Genomic DNA, 14,771 nt, shown 5'->3' on the forward strand with positions numbered 1-14,771 from the left:
TCCTCTCTTTGGTACTAAGCTTTACTTGGAGTAAAGCTCGACGATCAGGTGTTCGTTAATGTCCGCAGACAGATCAGAACGCTCCGGCTTACGCTTGAACGTGCCTTCCATCTTGCCAGCATCAACTTCCAGCCAGGTTGGCTTTTCACGCTGCTCAGCCAGCTCCAGAGCGGCTTTCACGCGAGACTGCTTTTTCGCTTTCTCACGAATGCTAACAACGTCATTCGGACTAACCTGATAAGAAGCGATGTTAACAACACGACCGTTTACCATGATAGCCTTGTGGCTAACCAGCTGGCGTGCTTCTGCACGAGTGGCGCCGAAGCCCATACGGTATACAACGTTGTCCAGACGACCTTCCAGCAGAGCCAACAGGTTTTCACCGGTGTTGCCTTTCAGACGTGCTGCTTCTTTATAGTAGTTACGGAACTGACGCTCCAGCACACCGTAGATACGGCGAACTTTTTGCTTTTCACGCAACTGCACACCATAGTCAGACAGACGCGGTTTACGCGCACCGTGCTGGCCAGGAGCTTGTTCAATTTTACACTTGGTATCGATCGCGCGAACGCCAGACTTAAGGAATAAGTCGGTGCCCTCACGACGGCTCAGCTTGAGCTTAGGACCCAAATATCTTGCCATTTTCTTTCTCCAACAATCCTAGAAAACGAGCGCGTTATACGCGACGTTTTTTCGGCGGACGACAACCGTTATGAGGGATCGGAGTCACATCAGTAATATTAGTGATGCGGAAACCAGCGGCGTTCAGAGCACGAATAGTAGATTCGCGACCCGGACCCGGACCTTTGACCATAACTTCCAGATTCTTGATGCCGTATTCTTTAACGGCTTCTGCACAACGCTCTGCTGCAACCTGAGCTGCAAACGGAGTGGATTTGCGAGAACCACGGAAACCGGAACCACCGGCTGTTGCCCAACCCAATGCGTTACCCTGACGATCAGTAATAGTAACGATGGTGTTGTTGAAAGAAGCATGGATATGAGCCACGCCGTCAGAGACTTGTTTTCTTACACGTTTACGTGCACGAATTGGTGCCTTTGCCATTATTCAATCACCCCGATTATTTCTTGATCGGTTTGCGCGGACCCTTACGGGTACGTGCGTTGGTCTTAGTACGCTGACCGCGCACTGGCAGACCACGACGATGACGCAAACCGCGATAGCAACCAAGATCCATCAGGCGCTTGATGCTCATGCTGATTTCACGGCGCAGATCACCTTCAACGACAAATTTGGCAACTTCGTCACGCAGCGTGTCGATTTGTTCTTCAGACAGCTCACTGATCTTAACATCTTCAGCGATACCCGCTGCAGCCAGGATGGCTTTGGAACGGGTCTTGCCGACGCCGTAGATCGAAGTTAATGCGATCACGGCATGTTTCTGATCAGGAATGTTAATGCCTGCTATACGGGCCACTATGCACTCCTATAATTTTACTTGTACGCACCATGCTGAAAAGCCCGTTTTCAGGATACTCAAATGGAAACGCACAGACATACAAAAGATTGGCTGGCTAATCTAGCCAGCTCAACCCAACTTTGCAAGAAAAATATGCGAAATAATCAGCCTTGGCGCTGTTTATGTTTCGGCTCGGCACTGCAAATCACGCGGATGACGCCATCACGCTTAACGATTTTGCAGTTACGGCATAATTTCTTGACGGAAGCACGAACTTTCATTTTTACTCTCCGTAACTTCTCGGGCGACCATTAACGGCCATAGCCTTTCAGGTTCGCCTTCTTCAATGCAGACTCGTACTGACTTGACATCATCAGAGTTTGCACTTGAGCCATAAAGTCCATAATCACGACAACAACGATAAGCAGCGAGGTCCCACCGAAGTAGAACGGCACTTTCATCGCATCACGCATGAACTCCGGGATCAGGCAGATAAAAGTAATATACAACGCACCAATTAAAGTCAGGCGTGTCATTACCTTATCGATATACTTCGCCGTTTGCTCTCCCGGACGAATTCCTGGTACAAATGCACCGGACTTCTTCAGGTTATCTGCTGTTTCACGCGGATTGAAAACCAACGCCGTGTAGAAGAAACAGAAGAAGATGATTGCAGACGCATAGAGTAACACATAAAGCGGTTGCCCAGGCTGCAAATACAGCGAAATTGTTGTCAGCCAGTTCCAACCAGTACCGCCCCCGAACCATGACGCGATGGTTGCCGGGAACAGAATAATACTGGAAGCGAAAATTGCCGGGATTACCCCCGCCATATTCACTTTCAGCGGCAAATGTGTGCTCTGAGCAGCATAGACACGACGACCCTGCTGACGTTTCGCGTAGTTTACCACAATGCGGCGTTGACCACGTTCAACGAATACAACAAAGAACGTCACTGCAAATACTAATACTGCAACCAACAGCAACAGGAGGAAGTGCAGGTCGCCTTGACGCGCTTGCTCGATAGTATGGGCAATGGCTGGCGGGAGTCCCGCAACGATACCGGCAAAGATAATGATTGAGATACCGTTACCGATACCACGCTCAGTAATCTGTTCGCCGAGCCACATCAGGAACATTGTCCCTGTAACCAGACTTACAACAGCGGTGAAATAGAATGCAAAGCCCGGGTTAATAACCAGGCCCTGCATACCAGGCATATTCGGCAAACCGGTAGCAATACCGGTTGCCTGAAATATTGCCAGCACCAGAGTGCCGTAACGGGTGTACTGGCTAATCTTACGACGACCAGATTCCCCTTCTTTCTTCAGTTCTGCCAGGGCCGGATGAACGACCGTCAGCAGCTGGATAATAATTGATGCCGAGATGTACGGCATAATACCCAGAGCGAAGATAGAAGCACGGCTGAGAGCACCACCAGAGAACATGTTAAACATTTCAATGATGGTGCCTCGCTGTTGCTCAAGCAGTTTGGCAAGTACAGCGGCATCAATACCAGGGATCGGAATAAAAGAGCCAATACGGAACACAATAAGCGCACCGATAACAAACAGCAGTCTGCGTTTCAGCTCGCCTAAGCCACCTTTGGCACTTTGAAAATCTAATCCCGGTTGTTTAGCCATCTGCTACTTATTCCTCGATTTTACCGCCAGCAGCTTCGATAGCAGCACGAGCGCCTTTAGTAACACGCAGGCCACGAACAGTTACCGGAGTAGAAACTTCACCAGACAGGATCACTTTCGCGAACTCGATCTGAATACCGATAATGTTTGCTGCTTTCAGCGTGTTCAGGTCAACTACGTCGCCTTCTACTTTAGCCAGATCAGAGAGGCGAACCTCTGCAGTGATCATCGCTTTACGAGAAGTGAAACCGAATTTCGGCAGACGACGGTACAGAGGCATCTGACCACCCTCGAAACCGCGACGTACGCCACCGCCAGAACGAGAGTTCTGACCTTTGTGACCACGACCACCGGTTTTACCGAGGCCAGAACCGATACCACGACCCAGGCGTTTACCCGCCTTTTTGGAGCCTTCGGCCGGAGACAGAGTATTTAAACGCATCTCTTACTCCTCAACTTTAACCATGAAGGAAACCGCGTTGACCATACCACGAACAGCAGGAGTATCCTCGCGCTCTACGGTGTGACCAATACGACGCAGACCCAGGCCAAGCAGCGTTGCCTTGTGTTTCGGCAAACGACCGATTGCACTGCGGGTTTGAGTAATTTTAATAGTCTTTGCCATGGTTTATTTCCCCAGAATTTCTTCAACGGATTTACCACGCTTGGCAGCGACCATTTCTGGAGAATTCATATTTTCCAGGCCATCAATAGTTGCACGAACCACGTTGATCGGGTTGGTGGAACCATATGCTTTAGCCAGAACGTTATGAACCCCAGCGACTTCCAGAACGGCGCGCATTGCACCACCGGCGATGATACCGGTACCTTCGGAAGCCGGCTGCATGAATACACGAGAACCCGTGTGAGTACCCTTAACCGGGTGCTGCAGGGTGCCGTGGTTCAGCGCGACGTTAATCATATTGCGACGGGCTTTTTCCATCGCTTTCTGGATCGCTGCTGGAACTTCACGCGCTTTACCGTAACCAAAACCTACGCGACCGTTACCGTCACCTACCACAGTCAGAGCTGTGAAGGAGAAAATACGACCACCTTTAACGGTTTTAGATACGCGGTTTACCGCGATCAGCTTTTCCTGCAGTTCGCCAGCTTGTTTTTCGATGTGAGCCATCTTACACCTCTACCTTAGAACTGAAGGCCAGCTTCACGGGCAGCATCTGCCAGTGCCTGGACACGACCATGATATTGGAACCCGGAACGGTCAAAGGACACATCTTTGATGCCTTTTTCCAGAGCGCGTTCAGCGACAGCTTTACCCACAGCTGCAGCCGCGTCTTTGTTACCGGTGTACTTCAGTTGTTCAGAGATAGCTTTTTCTACAGTAGAAGCAGCTACCAGAACTTCAGAACCGTTCGGTGCAATTACCTGTGCGTAAATATGACGCGGGGTACGATGTACCACCAGGCGAGTTGCGCCCAGCTCTTTGAGCTTGCGGCGTGCGCGGGTCGCACGACGGATACGAGCAGATTTCTTATCCATAGTGTTACCTTACTTCTTCTTAGCCTCTTTGGTACGCACGACTTCGTCGGCGTAACGAACACCCTTGCCTTTGTAAGGCTCAGGACGACGGTAGGCGCGCAGATCAGCTGCAACCTGACCGATCAACTGTTTATCAGCGCCTTTCAGCACGATTTCAGTTTGAGTCGGGCACTCTGCAGTGATGCCAGCCGGCAGTTGATGGTCAACAGGATGAGAGAAACCTAAAGCCAGGTTTACTGCATTCCCTTTAACCGCTGCACGGTAACCTACACCAACCAGCTGCAGCTTCTTAGTGAAGCCTTCGGTAACACCGATAACCATTGAGTTCAGCAGGGCACGCGCGGTACCAGCCTGAGCCCAACCGTCTGCGTAACCATCACGCGGACCGAAAGTCAGAGCGTTATCTGCATGTTTCACTTCAACAGCATCGTTGAGAGTACGAGTCAGCTCGCCGTTTTTACCTTTGATCGTGATAACCTGACCGTTGAGTTTTACGTCAACGCCGGCAGGAATAACGACCGGTGCTTTAGCAACACGAGACATTTTTTCCTCCGATTAGGCTACGTAGCAGATAATTTCGCCACCAAGACCAGCCTGGCGCGCTGCACGATCAGTCATAACACCTTTAGAGGTAGAAACAACTGCAATACCCAGACCACCCATAACTTTCGGCAGCTCATCTTTTTTCTTATAGATGCGCAGACCTGGGCGGCTGACACGCTGAATGCTTTCTACAACAGCTTTGCCCTGGAAGTATTTAAGAGCTACTTCCAGTTCAGGCTTGGTGTCGCCTTCGATTTTGAAATCTTCAATAAAACCTTCTTCCTTCAGCACGTTGGCAATTGCCACTTTCAGCTTGGAGGAAGGCATGGTGACCGCAGCTTTGTTCGCGGCCTGACCGTTACGGATACGGGTCAGCATATCCGCGATCGGATCTTGCATGCTCATCTGTCTTTACTCCCGTGATTCAATTGGTGACAATTACCAGCTAGCCTTTTTCAGACCCGGGATTTCACCGCGCATAGCGGCTTCACGGACCTTAATACGGCTCAACCCGAACTTCCGCAGGAAAGCGTGCGGACGACCAGTTTGACGGCAGCGATTACGCTGACGAGACGGGCTGGAATCACGCGGCAGAGTCTGCAGCTTGAGAACGGCATTCCAACGATCTTCGTCGGTTGCGTTCACATCAGAGATGATAGCTTTCAGTTCAGCGCGTTTAGCGAAGAATTTATCAGCTAAAGCTACGCGCTTTACTTCGCGTGCTTTCATTGATTGCTTAGCCATTAAGTAACCCTACCTTACTTGCGGAACGGGAAGTCAAAGGCAGCCAGCAGAGCACGGCCTTCTTCATCAGATTTCGCAGTAGTGGTAATGGTAATATCCAAACCACGCACGCGGTCGACTTTATCGTAGTCGATTTCTGGGAAGATGATCTGCTCACGGACACCCATGCTGTAGTTACCACGACCGTCGAAAGACTTAGCGGACAAGCCACGGAAGTCACGGATACGCGGTACAGCAATAGTGATCAGGCGCTCAAAGAACTCCCACATGCGTTCGCCACGCAGAGTTACTTTACAGCCGATCGGATAGCCCTGACGGATTTTGAAGCCTGCAACAGATTTGCGTGCTTTGGTGATCAACGGTTTTTGACCGGAGATTGCTGCCAGGTCAGCTGCTGCGTTATCCAGCAGTTTCTTGTCAGCGATCGCTTCACCAACACCCATGTTCAGGGTGATCTTCTCGACCCGAGGGACTTGCATGACAGAATTGTAGTTAAACTCAGTCATGAGTTTGTTAACTACTTCGTCTTTGTAGTAATCATGCAGTTTCGCCATCGTACTACTCCAAATTACTTGATAGTTTCGCTGTTAGACTTGAAGAAACGGACTTTTTTGCCGTCTTCGAATCTAAAGCCTACACGGTCAGCCTTGCCGGTTGCCGCATTGAAGAGTGCAATGTTAGAGATCTGAATAGCTGCTTCTTTCTCAACAATGCCGCCTGGTTGGTTCAGGGCCGGAACCGGCTTCTGATGTTTCTTAACCAGGTTGATACCTTCAACAATGACCTTGCCGGAAGACAGGACATTCTTAACTTTACCGCGTTTACCTTTATCTTTACCGGTTAACACGATAACTTCGTCATCACGACGGATTTTCGCTGCCATGATTCGCTCCTTAGAGTACTTCTGGTGCCAGAGAGATAATTTTCATGAACTTCTCGTTGCGAAGTTCACGAGTTACCGGCCCAAAAATACGCGTACCGATAGGCTGCTCGCTGTTATTGTTTAAAATAACGCATGCATTACCATCGAAGCGAATGACAGAACCGTCCGGGCGACGAACACCCTTCTTGGTGCGCACCACTACCGCCTTCAGCACATCACCTTTTTTGACCTTACCACGCGGAATTGCTTCTTTGATGGTGATCTTGATGATGTCGCCTACGCCTGCGTAGCGACGGTGCGAGCCACCCAGAACCTTGATACACATTACGCGACGTGCACCGGAGTTGTCGGCGACGGTCAGCATAGTCTGTTCTTGGATCATTTTAGTGCTCCGCTAATGTCAACTACTACTGAGACCCTAAAAACGGGTCGTTAAAAAAGCCCCATATCGGGGGCGCGGCATTATAACACCGCTTCTTAGATATGGGTAGAAAAAATAAACGGCCCATCGCTGGACCGTTTATTATTGAGAATGCGTACTGTATTACAGAACCGCTTTCTCTACAACGCGAACCAGCGTCCAGGACTTAGTCTTGGACAGCGGACGGCATTCGCGGATTTCAACCACGTCGCCGATACCGCATTCGTTGTTCTCGTCATGTACGTGCAGTTTGGTCGTACGCTTGATGAATTTACCGTAGATCGGGTGTTTCACAAAACGTTCGATAGCAACAACAATGGATTTCTCCATTTTGTCGCTAACTACGCGACCTTGCAGAGTACGGATTTTATCGGTCATTACGCACCCGCCTTCTGAGTCAGTAAAGTCTTAACGCGTGCAACATCACGACGAACCTGCTTCAGCAGGTGAGTCTGTTGCAGCTGGCCACTTGCAGCCTGCATACGCAGGTTGAACTGCTCGCGCAGCAGGTTCAGCAGCTCAGCGTTCAGCTCTTCAACGCTTTTTTCACGCAGCTCATTTGCTTTCATTACATCACCGTCTTAGTTACAAAGGTGGTTTTAATCGGCAGTTTTGCTGCTGCCAGCTCGAAGGCTTCACGGGCCAGCTCTTCCGGAACGCCGTCCATTTCATACAGGACTTTACCCGGCTGAATCAAGGCAACCCAATACTCCACGTTACCTTTACCTTTACCCATACGAACTTCCAGCGGCTTCTCGGTGATCGGTTTGTCCGGGAATACACGGATCCAGATCTTACCCTGACGCTTAACTGCACGTGTCATGGCACGACGTGCTGCTTCAATCTGACGAGCGGTCAGACGACCACGGCCAACAGCTTTCAGACCGTAAGTGCCGAAGCTCACATCCGTGCCCTGCGCCAGACCACGGTTGCGGCCTTTGTGCACCTTACGGAATTTTGTACGCTTTGGTTGTAACATCAGCGACGCTCCTTATTTACGGCCTTTACGCTGCTGCTTTTTCGGTTGAGCCGCCGGTTTTTCCGGTTGTTCAACAGCAGCCATACCACCAAGGATCTCACCTTTGAAGATCCACACTTTAACGCCGATTACACCGTAAGTGGTGTGCGCTTCAGAGGTGTTGTAGTCAATGTCAGCACGCAGAGTGTGCAGCGGAACACGACCTTCGCGGTACCATTCAGTACGTGCGATTTCCGCGCCGCCCAGACGGCCGCTAACTTCAACTTTGATACCTTTAGCGCCCAGACGCATTGCGTTCTGTACAGCACGCTTCATAGCACGACGGAACATTACACGACGTTCCAGCTGAGAAGTGATGCTGTCAGCAACCAGTTTTGCGTCCAGTTCAGGTTTACGAACTTCGGCGATATTGATCTGAGCAGGAACGCCAGCGATATCCGCTACGACCTTGCGCAGTTTTTCTACGTCTTCGCCTTTCTTACCGATAACGATACCCGGGCGAGCGGTGTGAATAGTAACACGGATGCTCTTAGCCGGACGCTCGATAACGATACGAGATACGGACGCTTTAGCCAGTTCCTTAGTCAGGTACTGGCGTACTTTAAAATCGCTGTCCAGGTTGTCAGCGAATTCTTTGGTGTTCGCGAACCAGGTAGAGTTCCAAGGTTTGACAATACCCAGGCGAATACCATTAGGATGTACTTTCTGACCCATTGCTAGTCTCCAGAGTCTCAGCGATCGGACACAACCACAGTAATGTGGCTGGTGCGCTTCAGGATGCGATCTGCACGACCTTTTGCACGCGGCATAATGCGCTTCATGCTCGGGCCTTCGTCTACGAAAATTTTCGCAACTTTCAGATCGTCAATGTCAGCGCCATCGTTGTGTTCAGCGTTAGCAATGGCAGATTCCAGAACTTTCTTGACCAGTACAGCCGCTTTCTTATTGGTGTAGGTCAGAATATCCAGGGCCTGCGACACTTTCTTACCGCGAATCAGGTCAGCAACAAGGCGTACCTTCTGAGCAGAAGAACGAGCATGGCGATGTTGAGCTAAAGTTTCCATCTCTTCCTCCTACCTTATTTCTTCTTCGCTTTTTTATCAGCAGCGTGGCCGCGATAAGTACGAGTCGGTGCGAATTCACCCAGTTTGTGACCGACCATTTCGTCGGAAACAAATACCGGAACGTGCTGACGACCATTATGGACAGCGATGGTCAAACCGATCATGTTAGGAAAGATCGTTGAACGACGGGACCAAGTGCGCAGGGGCTTCTTGTCTCCGCTTTCCACCGCTTTCTCTACCTTCTTCAGCAAGTGCAGGTCAATAAAAGGACCTTTCTTGAGAGAACGTGGCATGGCTTATCCTCTAATATTATTTGCTACGGCGACGTACGATAAATTTATCAGTACGCTTGTTGCTGCGGGTCTTCTTACCTTTGGTCTGAACGCCCCACGGAGTTACCGGGTGCTTACCAAAGTTACGACCTTCACCACCACCATGTGGGTGGTCGACTGGGTTCATCGCAGTACCGCGAACGGTAGGACGAACACCACGCCAGCGTGCAGCACCTGCTTTACCCAGAACGCGCAGCATATGCTCAGCATTGCCAACTTCGCCCAGAGTAGCGCGGCAGTCTGCTTCGACTTTACGCATTTCACCAGAACGCAGACGCAGGGTGACATAAGCACCATCACGAGCAACGATCTGAACGTAAGTACCAGCGGAACGTGCCAGCTGACCGCCTTTACCTGGTTTCATTTCTACGTTATGAACGGTAGAACCAACCGGGATATTGCGCATCGGCAGGGTGTTGCCTGCTTTGATTGCAGCATCAACGCCAGACTGAATCTGGTCGCCAGCTTTCAGGCCTTTAGGGGCCAGGATGTAACGGCGTTCGCCATCTTTGTACAGAACCAGCGCGATGTTCGCGGAACGGTTCGGATCGTACTCAAGACGCTCAACAACTGCCGGGATACCGTCTTTGTTGCGTTTGAAGTCAACCAGACGATAAGCCTGCTTGTGGCCACCACCGATGTGACGAGTGGTGATACGGCCATTGTTGTTACGACCACCGGATTTGCTGTTTTTTTCCAGCAGCGGAGCAAAAGGTTTGCCCTTGTGCAGCTCAGGGTTAACCACTTTAACTACGTGGCGACGACCCGGAGATGTCGGTTTACATTTAACAACTGCCATTGTATTACTCCTCCGACTTACTCAGCGCCGCCAACGAAGTCCAGATTCTGGCCTTCTTTCAGGGTGACGTAAGCTTTTTTCCAGTCGCTACGACGACCGATACGCTGTCCGTGACGTTTAACTTTCCCTTTAACAACCAGGGTGTTAACGACTTCGACTTCGACTTCAAACAGTTTCTGCACAGCAGCTTTGATTTCTGCTTTGGTCGCGTCTTTAGCAACTTTGAGAACGATGGTGTTAGTTTTTTCCATCGCAGTAGACGCTTTTTCAGAAACGTGCGGTGCGCGCAGCACCTTCAGCAGACGTTCTTCACGAATCATGCCAGCATCTCCTCAACTTGCTTAACAGCATCAGCAGTCATTACGACTTTGTCGAAGGCGATCAGGCTAACCGGGTCGATACCAGTTGCATCGCGTACGTCAACCTTGTGCAGGTTGCGCGCAGCCAGGAACAGGTTTTCGTCCAGCTCACCGGTGATGATCAGCACATCTTCCAGAGCCATGTCTTTCAGTTTCTGTGCCAGCAGCTTAGTTTTAGGCGCTTCTACAGAGAAAGATTCGACAACGATCAGACGATCCTGACGTACCAGTTCGGACAGAATGCTTTTCAGCGCGCCGCGGTACATCTTTTTGTTAACTTTTTGACTGTGGTCCTGCGGACGCGCAGCGAAAGTTACGCCACCAGAACGCCAGATCGGGCTCTTGATAGAACCAGAACGCGCACGGCCGGTACCTTTCTGGCGCCACGGTTTTTTACCGGAACCAGTTACTTCAGCACGAGTCTTCTGAGCACGAGAACCCTGACGTGCACCAGCTGCATAAGCAACAACAACCTGGTGTACCAGCGCTTCGTTAAAATCACGACCGAAGGTAGTTTCGGAAACAGTCAGCGCGCTCTGCGCGTCTTTCAATACTAATTCCATTGCTATCTCCTCACGCCTTCACAGCTGGTTTAACGATCAGGTCGCTACCGGTTGCACCCGGGACCGCACCTTTAACCAGCAGCAGGTTGCGCTCAGCGTCAACACGTACTACGTCCAGGCTCTGAACAGTGACACGTTCGTTACCCAGCTGACCTGCCATTTTCTTGCCTTTGAACACTTTGCCCGGAGTCTGGTTCTGACCGATAGAACCCGGAACGCGGTGAGACAAGGAGTTACCGTGGGTAGCGTCCTGGGTACGGAAGTTCCAGCGCTTAACGGTACCTGCGAAACCTTTACCTTTAGAGGTGCCAGTTACGTCAACTTTTTTAACTTCGGCAAACAGCTCAACGCTAATGCTCTGACCTACGGTGAACTCTTCGCCGTCAGCAAGACGGAATTCCCACAGACCACGGCCAGCTTCTACGCCAGCTTTAGCGAAGTGACCCGCTTCCGGCTTGGTTACACGGTTAGCTTTTTTAGCACCAGTGGTAACCTGAACAGCGCGGTAGCCATCGTTAGCCAGATCTTTAACCTGAGTAACGCGGTTTGCTTCAACTTCGATTACGGTTACTGGGATAGATACGCCATCTTCAGTGAAGATGCGGGTCATACCCACTTTTTTACCGACTAAACCAATCATTGTTTCAACCTCTCAATCGCTCGATGACCTGATTAACCCAGGCTGATCTGCACGTCTACACCGGCAGCCAGGTCCAGACGCATCAGAGCATCAACGGTTTTCTCGGTTGGCTCAACGATGTCAACCAGACGCTTGTGAGTGCGGATTTCGTACTGATCGCGCGCGTCTTTGTTGACGTGCGGGGAGATCAGAACGGTGAAGCGCTCTTTGCGGGTCGGCAGCGGGATCGGACCACGGACTTGCGCACCAGTGCGCTTAGCAGTCTCGACGATTTCCGCGGTTGATTGATCGATCAGACGATGATCAAACGCTTTCAGGCGGATACGGATTCTTTGGTTCTGCATGAGACCAGAGCTCCAATTATTTTATAGACGAAATGATTACTCCTCATACCCATTACGATTGATGGGAGAGTGTAACCGTTCTTACATAGCCCCCCGATTGGGAGCATTGTTTGATAGCCAAATGCGCTATCAGGGTTCATATCGAACCAGCCGTCAATTACGACAAGCCCGCGCATTATACGTAAATCTCGCATTTACGCAAGGGGCGTTTATAAATTAAACGCCTGCGCGTGAAGCGTCGCACATCGCTTGCCGCGATATGCAAGGCAGTTATCTTTTTCTGAAGCTTGTACGCAAGAGCGCGCTTGCCCCTCTTTTGCCGTTTATCTCTATCGCTGATGCTTAATCACCAGCGAGCATGCGGAGGTTATATGGCAGGTACAATTCTCTTTATATGTATTTACCTTGTACTTAATACATTGCTGGTTTGGTATGACGTCCGGCAGGGCCTTCTACCCGATCGCTTCACCTGCCCTCTTCTCTGGAGCGGGCTGCTTTATTGTGGCTGGTTCCATCCCATGCTGTTACAGGAAAAGGTATTAGGGGCTATTGCGGGCTACGTCGGATTCGCGGCACTTTATTGGGGGTATCGCTTCCTACGTAATAAGGAAGGACTCGGCTATGGTGATGTGAAATTTCTGGCGGCCCTGGGTGCCTGGCATGGCTGGGAAGCCTTACCCTTGCTTGTCTTTGTTGCCACATCACTTGCGTCCGGCGCCGCTTGCCTTATGTCCATAAGACGCAGAAGCATACAGATAATAAAAAACCCGCTGCCTTTTGGTCCATTCCTGGCGGCCGCGGGTTTGTTCATGGCTTACCAAAGCATCTTTAGGTCGATGGTTAATCTTGAACCTTGATTTGCGACTGGAGATAGTTCTGCAAACCAATCTTACCGATAAGGTCCAGCTCGGTTTCCAGCCAGTCAATGTGGCCTTCTTCATCGGCCAGGATTTCAATCATCATGTCCCGGCTGACATAATCATGCACGCTGTCAGCGTAGGCAATGGCTTCACGCAAATCTCTGGCGCCTTCCAACTCCAGTCGTAGATCGGACTGTAGCATCTCTTCAACGTCTTCACCGATACCGAGTTTGCCCAGATCTTGCAGATTTGGAATGCCTTCAAGAAACAAAATACGCTCGATGTATTTATCGGCGTGTTTCATTTCATCGATGGATTCATGATATTCAACATCATTAAGGCGCATCAGGCCCCAGTTCTTGAACATTCTCGCATGGAGAAAATACTGGTTGATTGCGACAAGCTCGTTTCCCAATAACTTATTGAGATAATTTATAACTTTGACATCACCTTTCATTATAGTCCCTCCGCTTCCACTCATTGAAGCGTAGATCGGGCTACAGGGAAGTCAAAAAAAAGCAGAAGACTCAGGCGGTTTCTTTATATTCCGGGATCTGCAGCAACTCATCCTGCATGATTTCGCGAGCAGCGCGTACGCACTTACCACACTGATTTCCCACAGGAATAAACTTGCGCAATTGCTGGAATGATTGAGGATGGAACTGGCGTACAGCCTGGCGAATTTTTTTATCACTTACACCATTACACAAACAAACGTACATAATCACTCCCGTTCAATTTATGCGCAAAGTGTAAATGAGAATAGTTATGATTACAATAGCACAGCGATCTTTGTATGGTGGGATAATGAGAAAAAATGCGAACAAATATGATGGCAGACAGCAAGAAGGCAGGCAGCAAAAAGGGCGCCTTAGCGCCCTTTTCAATTCAAAACTAATTAACGAATAATTAGCCCAGAACTTTTGCTACAACGCCCGCGCCTACAGTACGGCCGCCTTCACGGATTGCGAAACGCAGACCGTCGTCCATCGCGATCGGGTGGATCAGGGTAACAACCATTTTGATGTTGTCGCCCGGCATTACCATCTCTACGCCTTCCGGCAGTTCGATGGTGCCAGTCACGTCAGTTGTACGGAAGTAGAACTGCGGACGGTAGCCTTTGAAGAACGGAGTATGACGGCCGCCTTCATCTTTGGACAGAATGTACACTTCGGATTCGAACTTGGTGTGCGGCTTGATGGTGCCCGGCTTAGCCAGTACCTGACCACGTTCGATTTCTTCACGTTTGATACCACGCAGCAGAACACCCACGTTCTCGCCAGCACGGCCTTCGTCCAGCAGTTTGCGGAACATTTCAACGCCGGTACAGGTAGATTTCGCAGTATCTTTGATACCAACGATTTCAACTTCTTCACCCACTTTGATGATACCGCGCTCTACACGACCGGTAACAACGGTACCACGACCGGAGATGGAGAATACGTCTTCGATCGGCAGCAGGAACGGCTTGTCAATCGCACGCTCTGGTTCCGGGATATAGGTATCCAGGTGGCCAGCCAGTTCGATGATTTTCGCTTCCCACTCTGCGTCGCCTTCCAGCGCTTTCAGAGCAGAACCACGAACGATCGGAGTGTCGTCGCCCGGGAAATCGTACTGAGACAGAAGTTCACGAACTTCCATTTCAACCAGTTCCAGCAGCTCTTCGTCATCAACCA

Annotated in this window: 30 protein-coding genes; 1 reads left to right on the forward strand and 29 read right to left on the reverse strand. The window is 50.3% G+C overall.

Translation table 11 applies throughout. The features are described from left to right. Positions 1–21: 21 nt before the first annotated feature. From rpsD to rpsJ, 26 genes are all read right to left on the reverse strand, one after another. Positions 22–642 (reverse strand): 30S ribosomal protein S4, encoded by a 621-nt coding sequence (gene rpsD / locus ABU190_RS26520; RefSeq protein ID WP_000135224.1) that lies wholly within the window; start codon positions 640–642, stop codon positions 22–24. Between the two features lie 34 nt (positions 643–676). Beyond that, on the reverse strand, positions 677–1,066 hold the full coding sequence (rpsK, locus tag ABU190_RS26525; RefSeq protein WP_002919257.1) for a 30S ribosomal protein S11: 390 nt from the start codon (positions 1,064–1,066) through the stop codon (positions 677–679). Between the two features lie 16 nt (positions 1,067–1,082). Then, a complete protein-coding gene (gene rpsM, locus ABU190_RS26530; protein WP_003863308.1) occupies positions 1,083–1,439 on the reverse strand; it encodes a 30S ribosomal protein S13 in 357 nt (118 codons plus the stop codon). 146 nt (positions 1,440–1,585) lie between these two features. Then, a complete protein-coding gene (rpmJ, locus tag ABU190_RS26535) occupies positions 1,586–1,702 on the reverse strand; it encodes a 50S ribosomal protein L36 (RefSeq protein ID WP_000868187.1) in 117 nt (38 codons plus the stop codon). 30 nt (positions 1,703–1,732) lie between these two features. Next, a complete protein-coding gene (gene secY, locus ABU190_RS26540) occupies positions 1,733–3,064 on the reverse strand; it encodes a preprotein translocase subunit SecY (protein WP_039076820.1) in 1,332 nt (443 codons plus the stop codon). Positions 3,065–3,071: 7 nt separating this feature from the next. After that, positions 3,072–3,506 carry a 50S ribosomal protein L15 gene (gene rplO / locus ABU190_RS26545; RefSeq protein ID WP_039076819.1) on the reverse strand — a complete coding sequence of 145 codons (435 nt, stop codon included), beginning with the start codon at positions 3,504–3,506 and terminating at the stop codon, positions 3,072–3,074. A gap of 3 nt (positions 3,507–3,509) precedes the next feature. Next, positions 3,510–3,689, reverse strand: a complete 180-nt coding sequence (gene rpmD, locus ABU190_RS26550) for a 50S ribosomal protein L30 (RefSeq protein WP_001140434.1) — start codon at positions 3,687–3,689, stop codon at positions 3,510–3,512. A gap of 3 nt (positions 3,690–3,692) precedes the next feature. Next, positions 3,693–4,196, reverse strand: a complete 504-nt coding sequence (gene rpsE / locus ABU190_RS26555) for a 30S ribosomal protein S5 (RefSeq protein ID WP_039076818.1) — start codon at positions 4,194–4,196, stop codon at positions 3,693–3,695. A 14-nt stretch (positions 4,197–4,210) separates the two neighbouring features. Then, a complete protein-coding gene (gene rplR / locus ABU190_RS26560; RefSeq protein WP_039076817.1) occupies positions 4,211–4,564 on the reverse strand; it encodes a 50S ribosomal protein L18 in 354 nt (117 codons plus the stop codon). Positions 4,565–4,573: 9 nt separating this feature from the next. Further along, entirely contained in the window at positions 4,574–5,107 is a 534-nt protein-coding gene (gene rplF / locus ABU190_RS26565) for a 50S ribosomal protein L6 (protein ID WP_039076816.1), read from the reverse strand. A 12-nt stretch (positions 5,108–5,119) separates the two neighbouring features. Beyond that, positions 5,120–5,512, reverse strand: coding sequence for a 30S ribosomal protein S8 (gene rpsH / locus ABU190_RS26570; RefSeq protein WP_039076815.1), 393 nt, complete (start codon positions 5,510–5,512; stop codon positions 5,120–5,122). 33 nt (positions 5,513–5,545) lie between these two features. Then, positions 5,546–5,851: a 30S ribosomal protein S14 gene (rpsN, locus tag ABU190_RS26575; RefSeq protein WP_039076814.1), complete on the reverse strand. Its 306-nt coding sequence runs from the start codon at positions 5,849–5,851 to the stop codon at positions 5,546–5,548. A 14-nt stretch (positions 5,852–5,865) separates the two neighbouring features. Then, entirely contained in the window at positions 5,866–6,405 is a 540-nt protein-coding gene (gene rplE / locus ABU190_RS26580; RefSeq protein WP_007702494.1) for a 50S ribosomal protein L5, read from the reverse strand. Between the two features lie 14 nt (positions 6,406–6,419). After that, entirely contained in the window at positions 6,420–6,734 is a 315-nt protein-coding gene (gene rplX, locus ABU190_RS26585; RefSeq protein ID WP_035894981.1) for a 50S ribosomal protein L24, read from the reverse strand. Positions 6,735–6,744: 10 nt separating this feature from the next. After that, entirely contained in the window at positions 6,745–7,116 is a 372-nt protein-coding gene (rplN, locus tag ABU190_RS26590; protein WP_008457164.1) for a 50S ribosomal protein L14, read from the reverse strand. A gap of 162 nt (positions 7,117–7,278) precedes the next feature. Then, positions 7,279–7,533 (reverse strand): 30S ribosomal protein S17, encoded by a 255-nt coding sequence (gene rpsQ / locus ABU190_RS26595; protein WP_000130100.1) that lies wholly within the window; start codon positions 7,531–7,533, stop codon positions 7,279–7,281. Beyond that, complete coding sequence (gene rpmC, locus ABU190_RS26600; protein WP_032614707.1) at positions 7,533–7,724, reverse strand: 50S ribosomal protein L29; 192 nt, start codon at positions 7,722–7,724, stop codon at positions 7,533–7,535. Before rpmC ends, rpsQ begins: the two co-directional genes overlap by 1 nt. Next, the gene (gene rplP, locus ABU190_RS26605) at positions 7,724–8,134 is read right to left on the reverse strand and encodes a 50S ribosomal protein L16 (RefSeq protein ID WP_007369814.1); all 411 of its coding nucleotides are present in this window, start codon (positions 8,132–8,134) and stop codon (positions 7,724–7,726) included. The genes rpmC and rplP overlap by 1 nt, the downstream gene beginning before the upstream one ends. Before the next feature lie 12 nt (positions 8,135–8,146). Continuing rightward, positions 8,147–8,848, reverse strand: a complete 702-nt coding sequence (gene rpsC / locus ABU190_RS26610; RefSeq protein ID WP_000529945.1) for a 30S ribosomal protein S3 — start codon at positions 8,846–8,848, stop codon at positions 8,147–8,149. Between the two features lie 17 nt (positions 8,849–8,865). Next, positions 8,866–9,198 carry a 50S ribosomal protein L22 gene (gene rplV / locus ABU190_RS26615; protein WP_002919773.1) on the reverse strand — a complete coding sequence of 111 codons (333 nt, stop codon included), beginning with the start codon at positions 9,196–9,198 and terminating at the stop codon, positions 8,866–8,868. A 14-nt stretch (positions 9,199–9,212) separates the two neighbouring features. Then, positions 9,213–9,491, reverse strand: a complete 279-nt coding sequence (rpsS, locus tag ABU190_RS26620; RefSeq protein WP_001138115.1) for a 30S ribosomal protein S19 — start codon at positions 9,489–9,491, stop codon at positions 9,213–9,215. 16 nt (positions 9,492–9,507) lie between these two features. Beyond that, positions 9,508–10,329, reverse strand: coding sequence for a 50S ribosomal protein L2 (gene rplB, locus ABU190_RS26625; RefSeq protein ID WP_039076813.1), 822 nt, complete (start codon positions 10,327–10,329; stop codon positions 9,508–9,510). A 17-nt stretch (positions 10,330–10,346) separates the two neighbouring features. After that, complete coding sequence (rplW, locus tag ABU190_RS26630) at positions 10,347–10,649, reverse strand: 50S ribosomal protein L23 (RefSeq protein ID WP_000617546.1); 303 nt, start codon at positions 10,647–10,649, stop codon at positions 10,347–10,349. Beyond that, positions 10,646–11,251 (reverse strand): 50S ribosomal protein L4, encoded by a 606-nt coding sequence (gene rplD, locus ABU190_RS26635; RefSeq protein ID WP_039076812.1) that lies wholly within the window; start codon positions 11,249–11,251, stop codon positions 10,646–10,648. The genes rplW and rplD overlap by 4 nt, the downstream gene beginning before the upstream one ends. Positions 11,252–11,261: 10 nt before the next feature. After that, entirely contained in the window at positions 11,262–11,891 is a 630-nt protein-coding gene (gene rplC / locus ABU190_RS26640) for a 50S ribosomal protein L3 (protein WP_039076811.1), read from the reverse strand. Positions 11,892–11,923: 32 nt separating this feature from the next. After that, positions 11,924–12,235 carry a 30S ribosomal protein S10 gene (rpsJ, locus tag ABU190_RS26645; protein ID WP_001181005.1) on the reverse strand — a complete coding sequence of 104 codons (312 nt, stop codon included), beginning with the start codon at positions 12,233–12,235 and terminating at the stop codon, positions 11,924–11,926. 371 nt (positions 12,236–12,606) lie between these two features. On the opposite strand from rpsJ, the gene ABU190_RS26650 reads away from it, so the two are divergent. After that, positions 12,607–13,092, forward strand: a complete 486-nt coding sequence (locus ABU190_RS26650) for an A24 family peptidase (RefSeq protein ID WP_354692852.1) — start codon at positions 12,607–12,609, stop codon at positions 13,090–13,092. On the opposite strand, the gene bfr is transcribed toward ABU190_RS26650, so the two are convergent. The 3 genes from bfr to ABU190_RS26665 form a co-directional block, all read right to left on the reverse strand. Next, complete coding sequence (gene bfr / locus ABU190_RS26655; RefSeq protein ID WP_039076809.1) at positions 13,076–13,552, reverse strand: bacterioferritin; 477 nt, start codon at positions 13,550–13,552, stop codon at positions 13,076–13,078. The two genes, ABU190_RS26650 and bfr, sit on opposite strands and share 17 nt — an antisense overlap. 70 nt (positions 13,553–13,622) lie before the next feature. Beyond that, positions 13,623–13,817: a bacterioferritin-associated ferredoxin gene (gene bfd / locus ABU190_RS26660; protein ID WP_039076808.1), complete on the reverse strand. Its 195-nt coding sequence runs from the start codon at positions 13,815–13,817 to the stop codon at positions 13,623–13,625. Between the two features lie 187 nt (positions 13,818–14,004). Further along, positions 14,005–14,771, reverse strand: a 767-nt coding sequence (locus ABU190_RS26665) for an elongation factor Tu (RefSeq protein ID WP_354692853.1), incomplete at its 5' end; no start/stop codon positions are given.

This window comes from Phytobacter sp. RSE-02, assembly GCF_040578655.1.
In the GTDB taxonomy this organism is placed as follows: Bacteria; Pseudomonadota; Gammaproteobacteria; order Enterobacterales; family Enterobacteriaceae; genus Phytobacter; species Phytobacter diazotrophicus.

Coding starts and splice junctions, on each gene's coding strand:
- rpmJ (WP_000868187.1), bottom strand. CDS start 1,702: ATGAAAGTTCGTGCTTCCGTCAAGAAATTATGCCGTAACTGCAAAATC.
- rpsC (WP_000529945.1), bottom strand. CDS start 8,848: ATGGGTCAGAAAGTACATCCTAATGGTATTCGCCTGGGTATTGTCAAA.
- rplF (WP_039076816.1), bottom strand. CDS start 5,107: ATGTCTCGTGTTGCTAAAGCACCGGTCGTTATTCCTGCCGGCGTTGAC.
- rplR (WP_039076817.1), bottom strand. CDS start 4,564: ATGGATAAGAAATCTGCTCGTATCCGTCGTGCGACCCGCGCACGCCGC.
- rplO (WP_039076819.1), bottom strand. CDS start 3,506: ATGCGTTTAAATACTCTGTCTCCGGCCGAAGGCTCCAAAAAGGCGGGT.
- rpsH (WP_039076815.1), bottom strand. CDS start 5,512: ATGAGCATGCAAGATCCGATCGCGGATATGCTGACCCGTATCCGTAAC.
- rpmC (WP_032614707.1), bottom strand. CDS start 7,724: ATGAAAGCAAATGAGCTGCGTGAAAAAAGCGTTGAAGAGCTGAACGCT.
- rpsS (WP_001138115.1), bottom strand. CDS start 9,491: ATGCCACGTTCTCTCAAGAAAGGTCCTTTTATTGACCTGCACTTGCTG.
- rpsD (WP_000135224.1), bottom strand. CDS start 642: ATGGCAAGATATTTGGGTCCTAAGCTCAAGCTGAGCCGTCGTGAGGGC.
- rpsN (WP_039076814.1), bottom strand. CDS start 5,851: ATGGCTAAGCAATCAATGAAAGCACGCGAAGTAAAGCGCGTAGCTTTA.
- rplV (WP_002919773.1), bottom strand. CDS start 9,198: ATGGAAACTTTAGCTCAACATCGCCATGCTCGTTCTTCTGCTCAGAAG.
- bfr (WP_039076809.1), bottom strand. CDS start 13,552: ATGAAAGGTGATGTCAAAGTTATAAATTATCTCAATAAGTTATTGGGA.
- bfd (WP_039076808.1), bottom strand. CDS start 13,817: ATGTACGTTTGTTTGTGTAATGGTGTAAGTGATAAAAAAATTCGCCAG.
- rplW (WP_000617546.1), bottom strand. CDS start 10,649: ATGATTCGTGAAGAACGTCTGCTGAAGGTGCTGCGCGCACCGCACGTT.
- rplE (WP_007702494.1), bottom strand. CDS start 6,405: ATGGCGAAACTGCATGATTACTACAAAGACGAAGTAGTTAACAAACTC.
- rplC (WP_039076811.1), bottom strand. CDS start 11,891: ATGATTGGTTTAGTCGGTAAAAAAGTGGGTATGACCCGCATCTTCACT.
- rpsQ (WP_000130100.1), bottom strand. CDS start 7,533: ATGACCGATAAAATCCGTACTCTGCAAGGTCGCGTAGTTAGCGACAAA.
- rplB (WP_039076813.1), bottom strand. CDS start 10,329: ATGGCAGTTGTTAAATGTAAACCGACATCTCCGGGTCGTCGCCACGTA.
- rpsK (WP_002919257.1), bottom strand. CDS start 1,066: ATGGCAAAGGCACCAATTCGTGCACGTAAACGTGTAAGAAAACAAGTC.
- rplD (WP_039076812.1), bottom strand. CDS start 11,251: ATGGAATTAGTATTGAAAGACGCGCAGAGCGCGCTGACTGTTTCCGAA.
- rpsJ (WP_001181005.1), bottom strand. CDS start 12,235: ATGCAGAACCAAAGAATCCGTATCCGCCTGAAAGCGTTTGATCATCGT.
- rplP (WP_007369814.1), bottom strand. CDS start 8,134: ATGTTACAACCAAAGCGTACAAAATTCCGTAAGGTGCACAAAGGCCGC.
- secY (WP_039076820.1), bottom strand. CDS start 3,064: ATGGCTAAACAACCGGGATTAGATTTTCAAAGTGCCAAAGGTGGCTTA.
- rpmD (WP_001140434.1), bottom strand. CDS start 3,689: ATGGCAAAGACTATTAAAATTACTCAAACCCGCAGTGCAATCGGTCGT.
- rpsE (WP_039076818.1), bottom strand. CDS start 4,196: ATGGCTCACATCGAAAAACAAGCTGGCGAACTGCAGGAAAAGCTGATC.
- ABU190_RS26650 (WP_354692852.1), top strand. CDS start 12,607: ATGGCAGGTACAATTCTCTTTATATGTATTTACCTTGTACTTAATACA.
- rplN (WP_008457164.1), bottom strand. CDS start 7,116: ATGATCCAAGAACAGACTATGCTGACCGTCGCCGACAACTCCGGTGCA.
- rplX (WP_035894981.1), bottom strand. CDS start 6,734: ATGGCAGCGAAAATCCGTCGTGATGACGAAGTTATCGTGTTAACCGGT.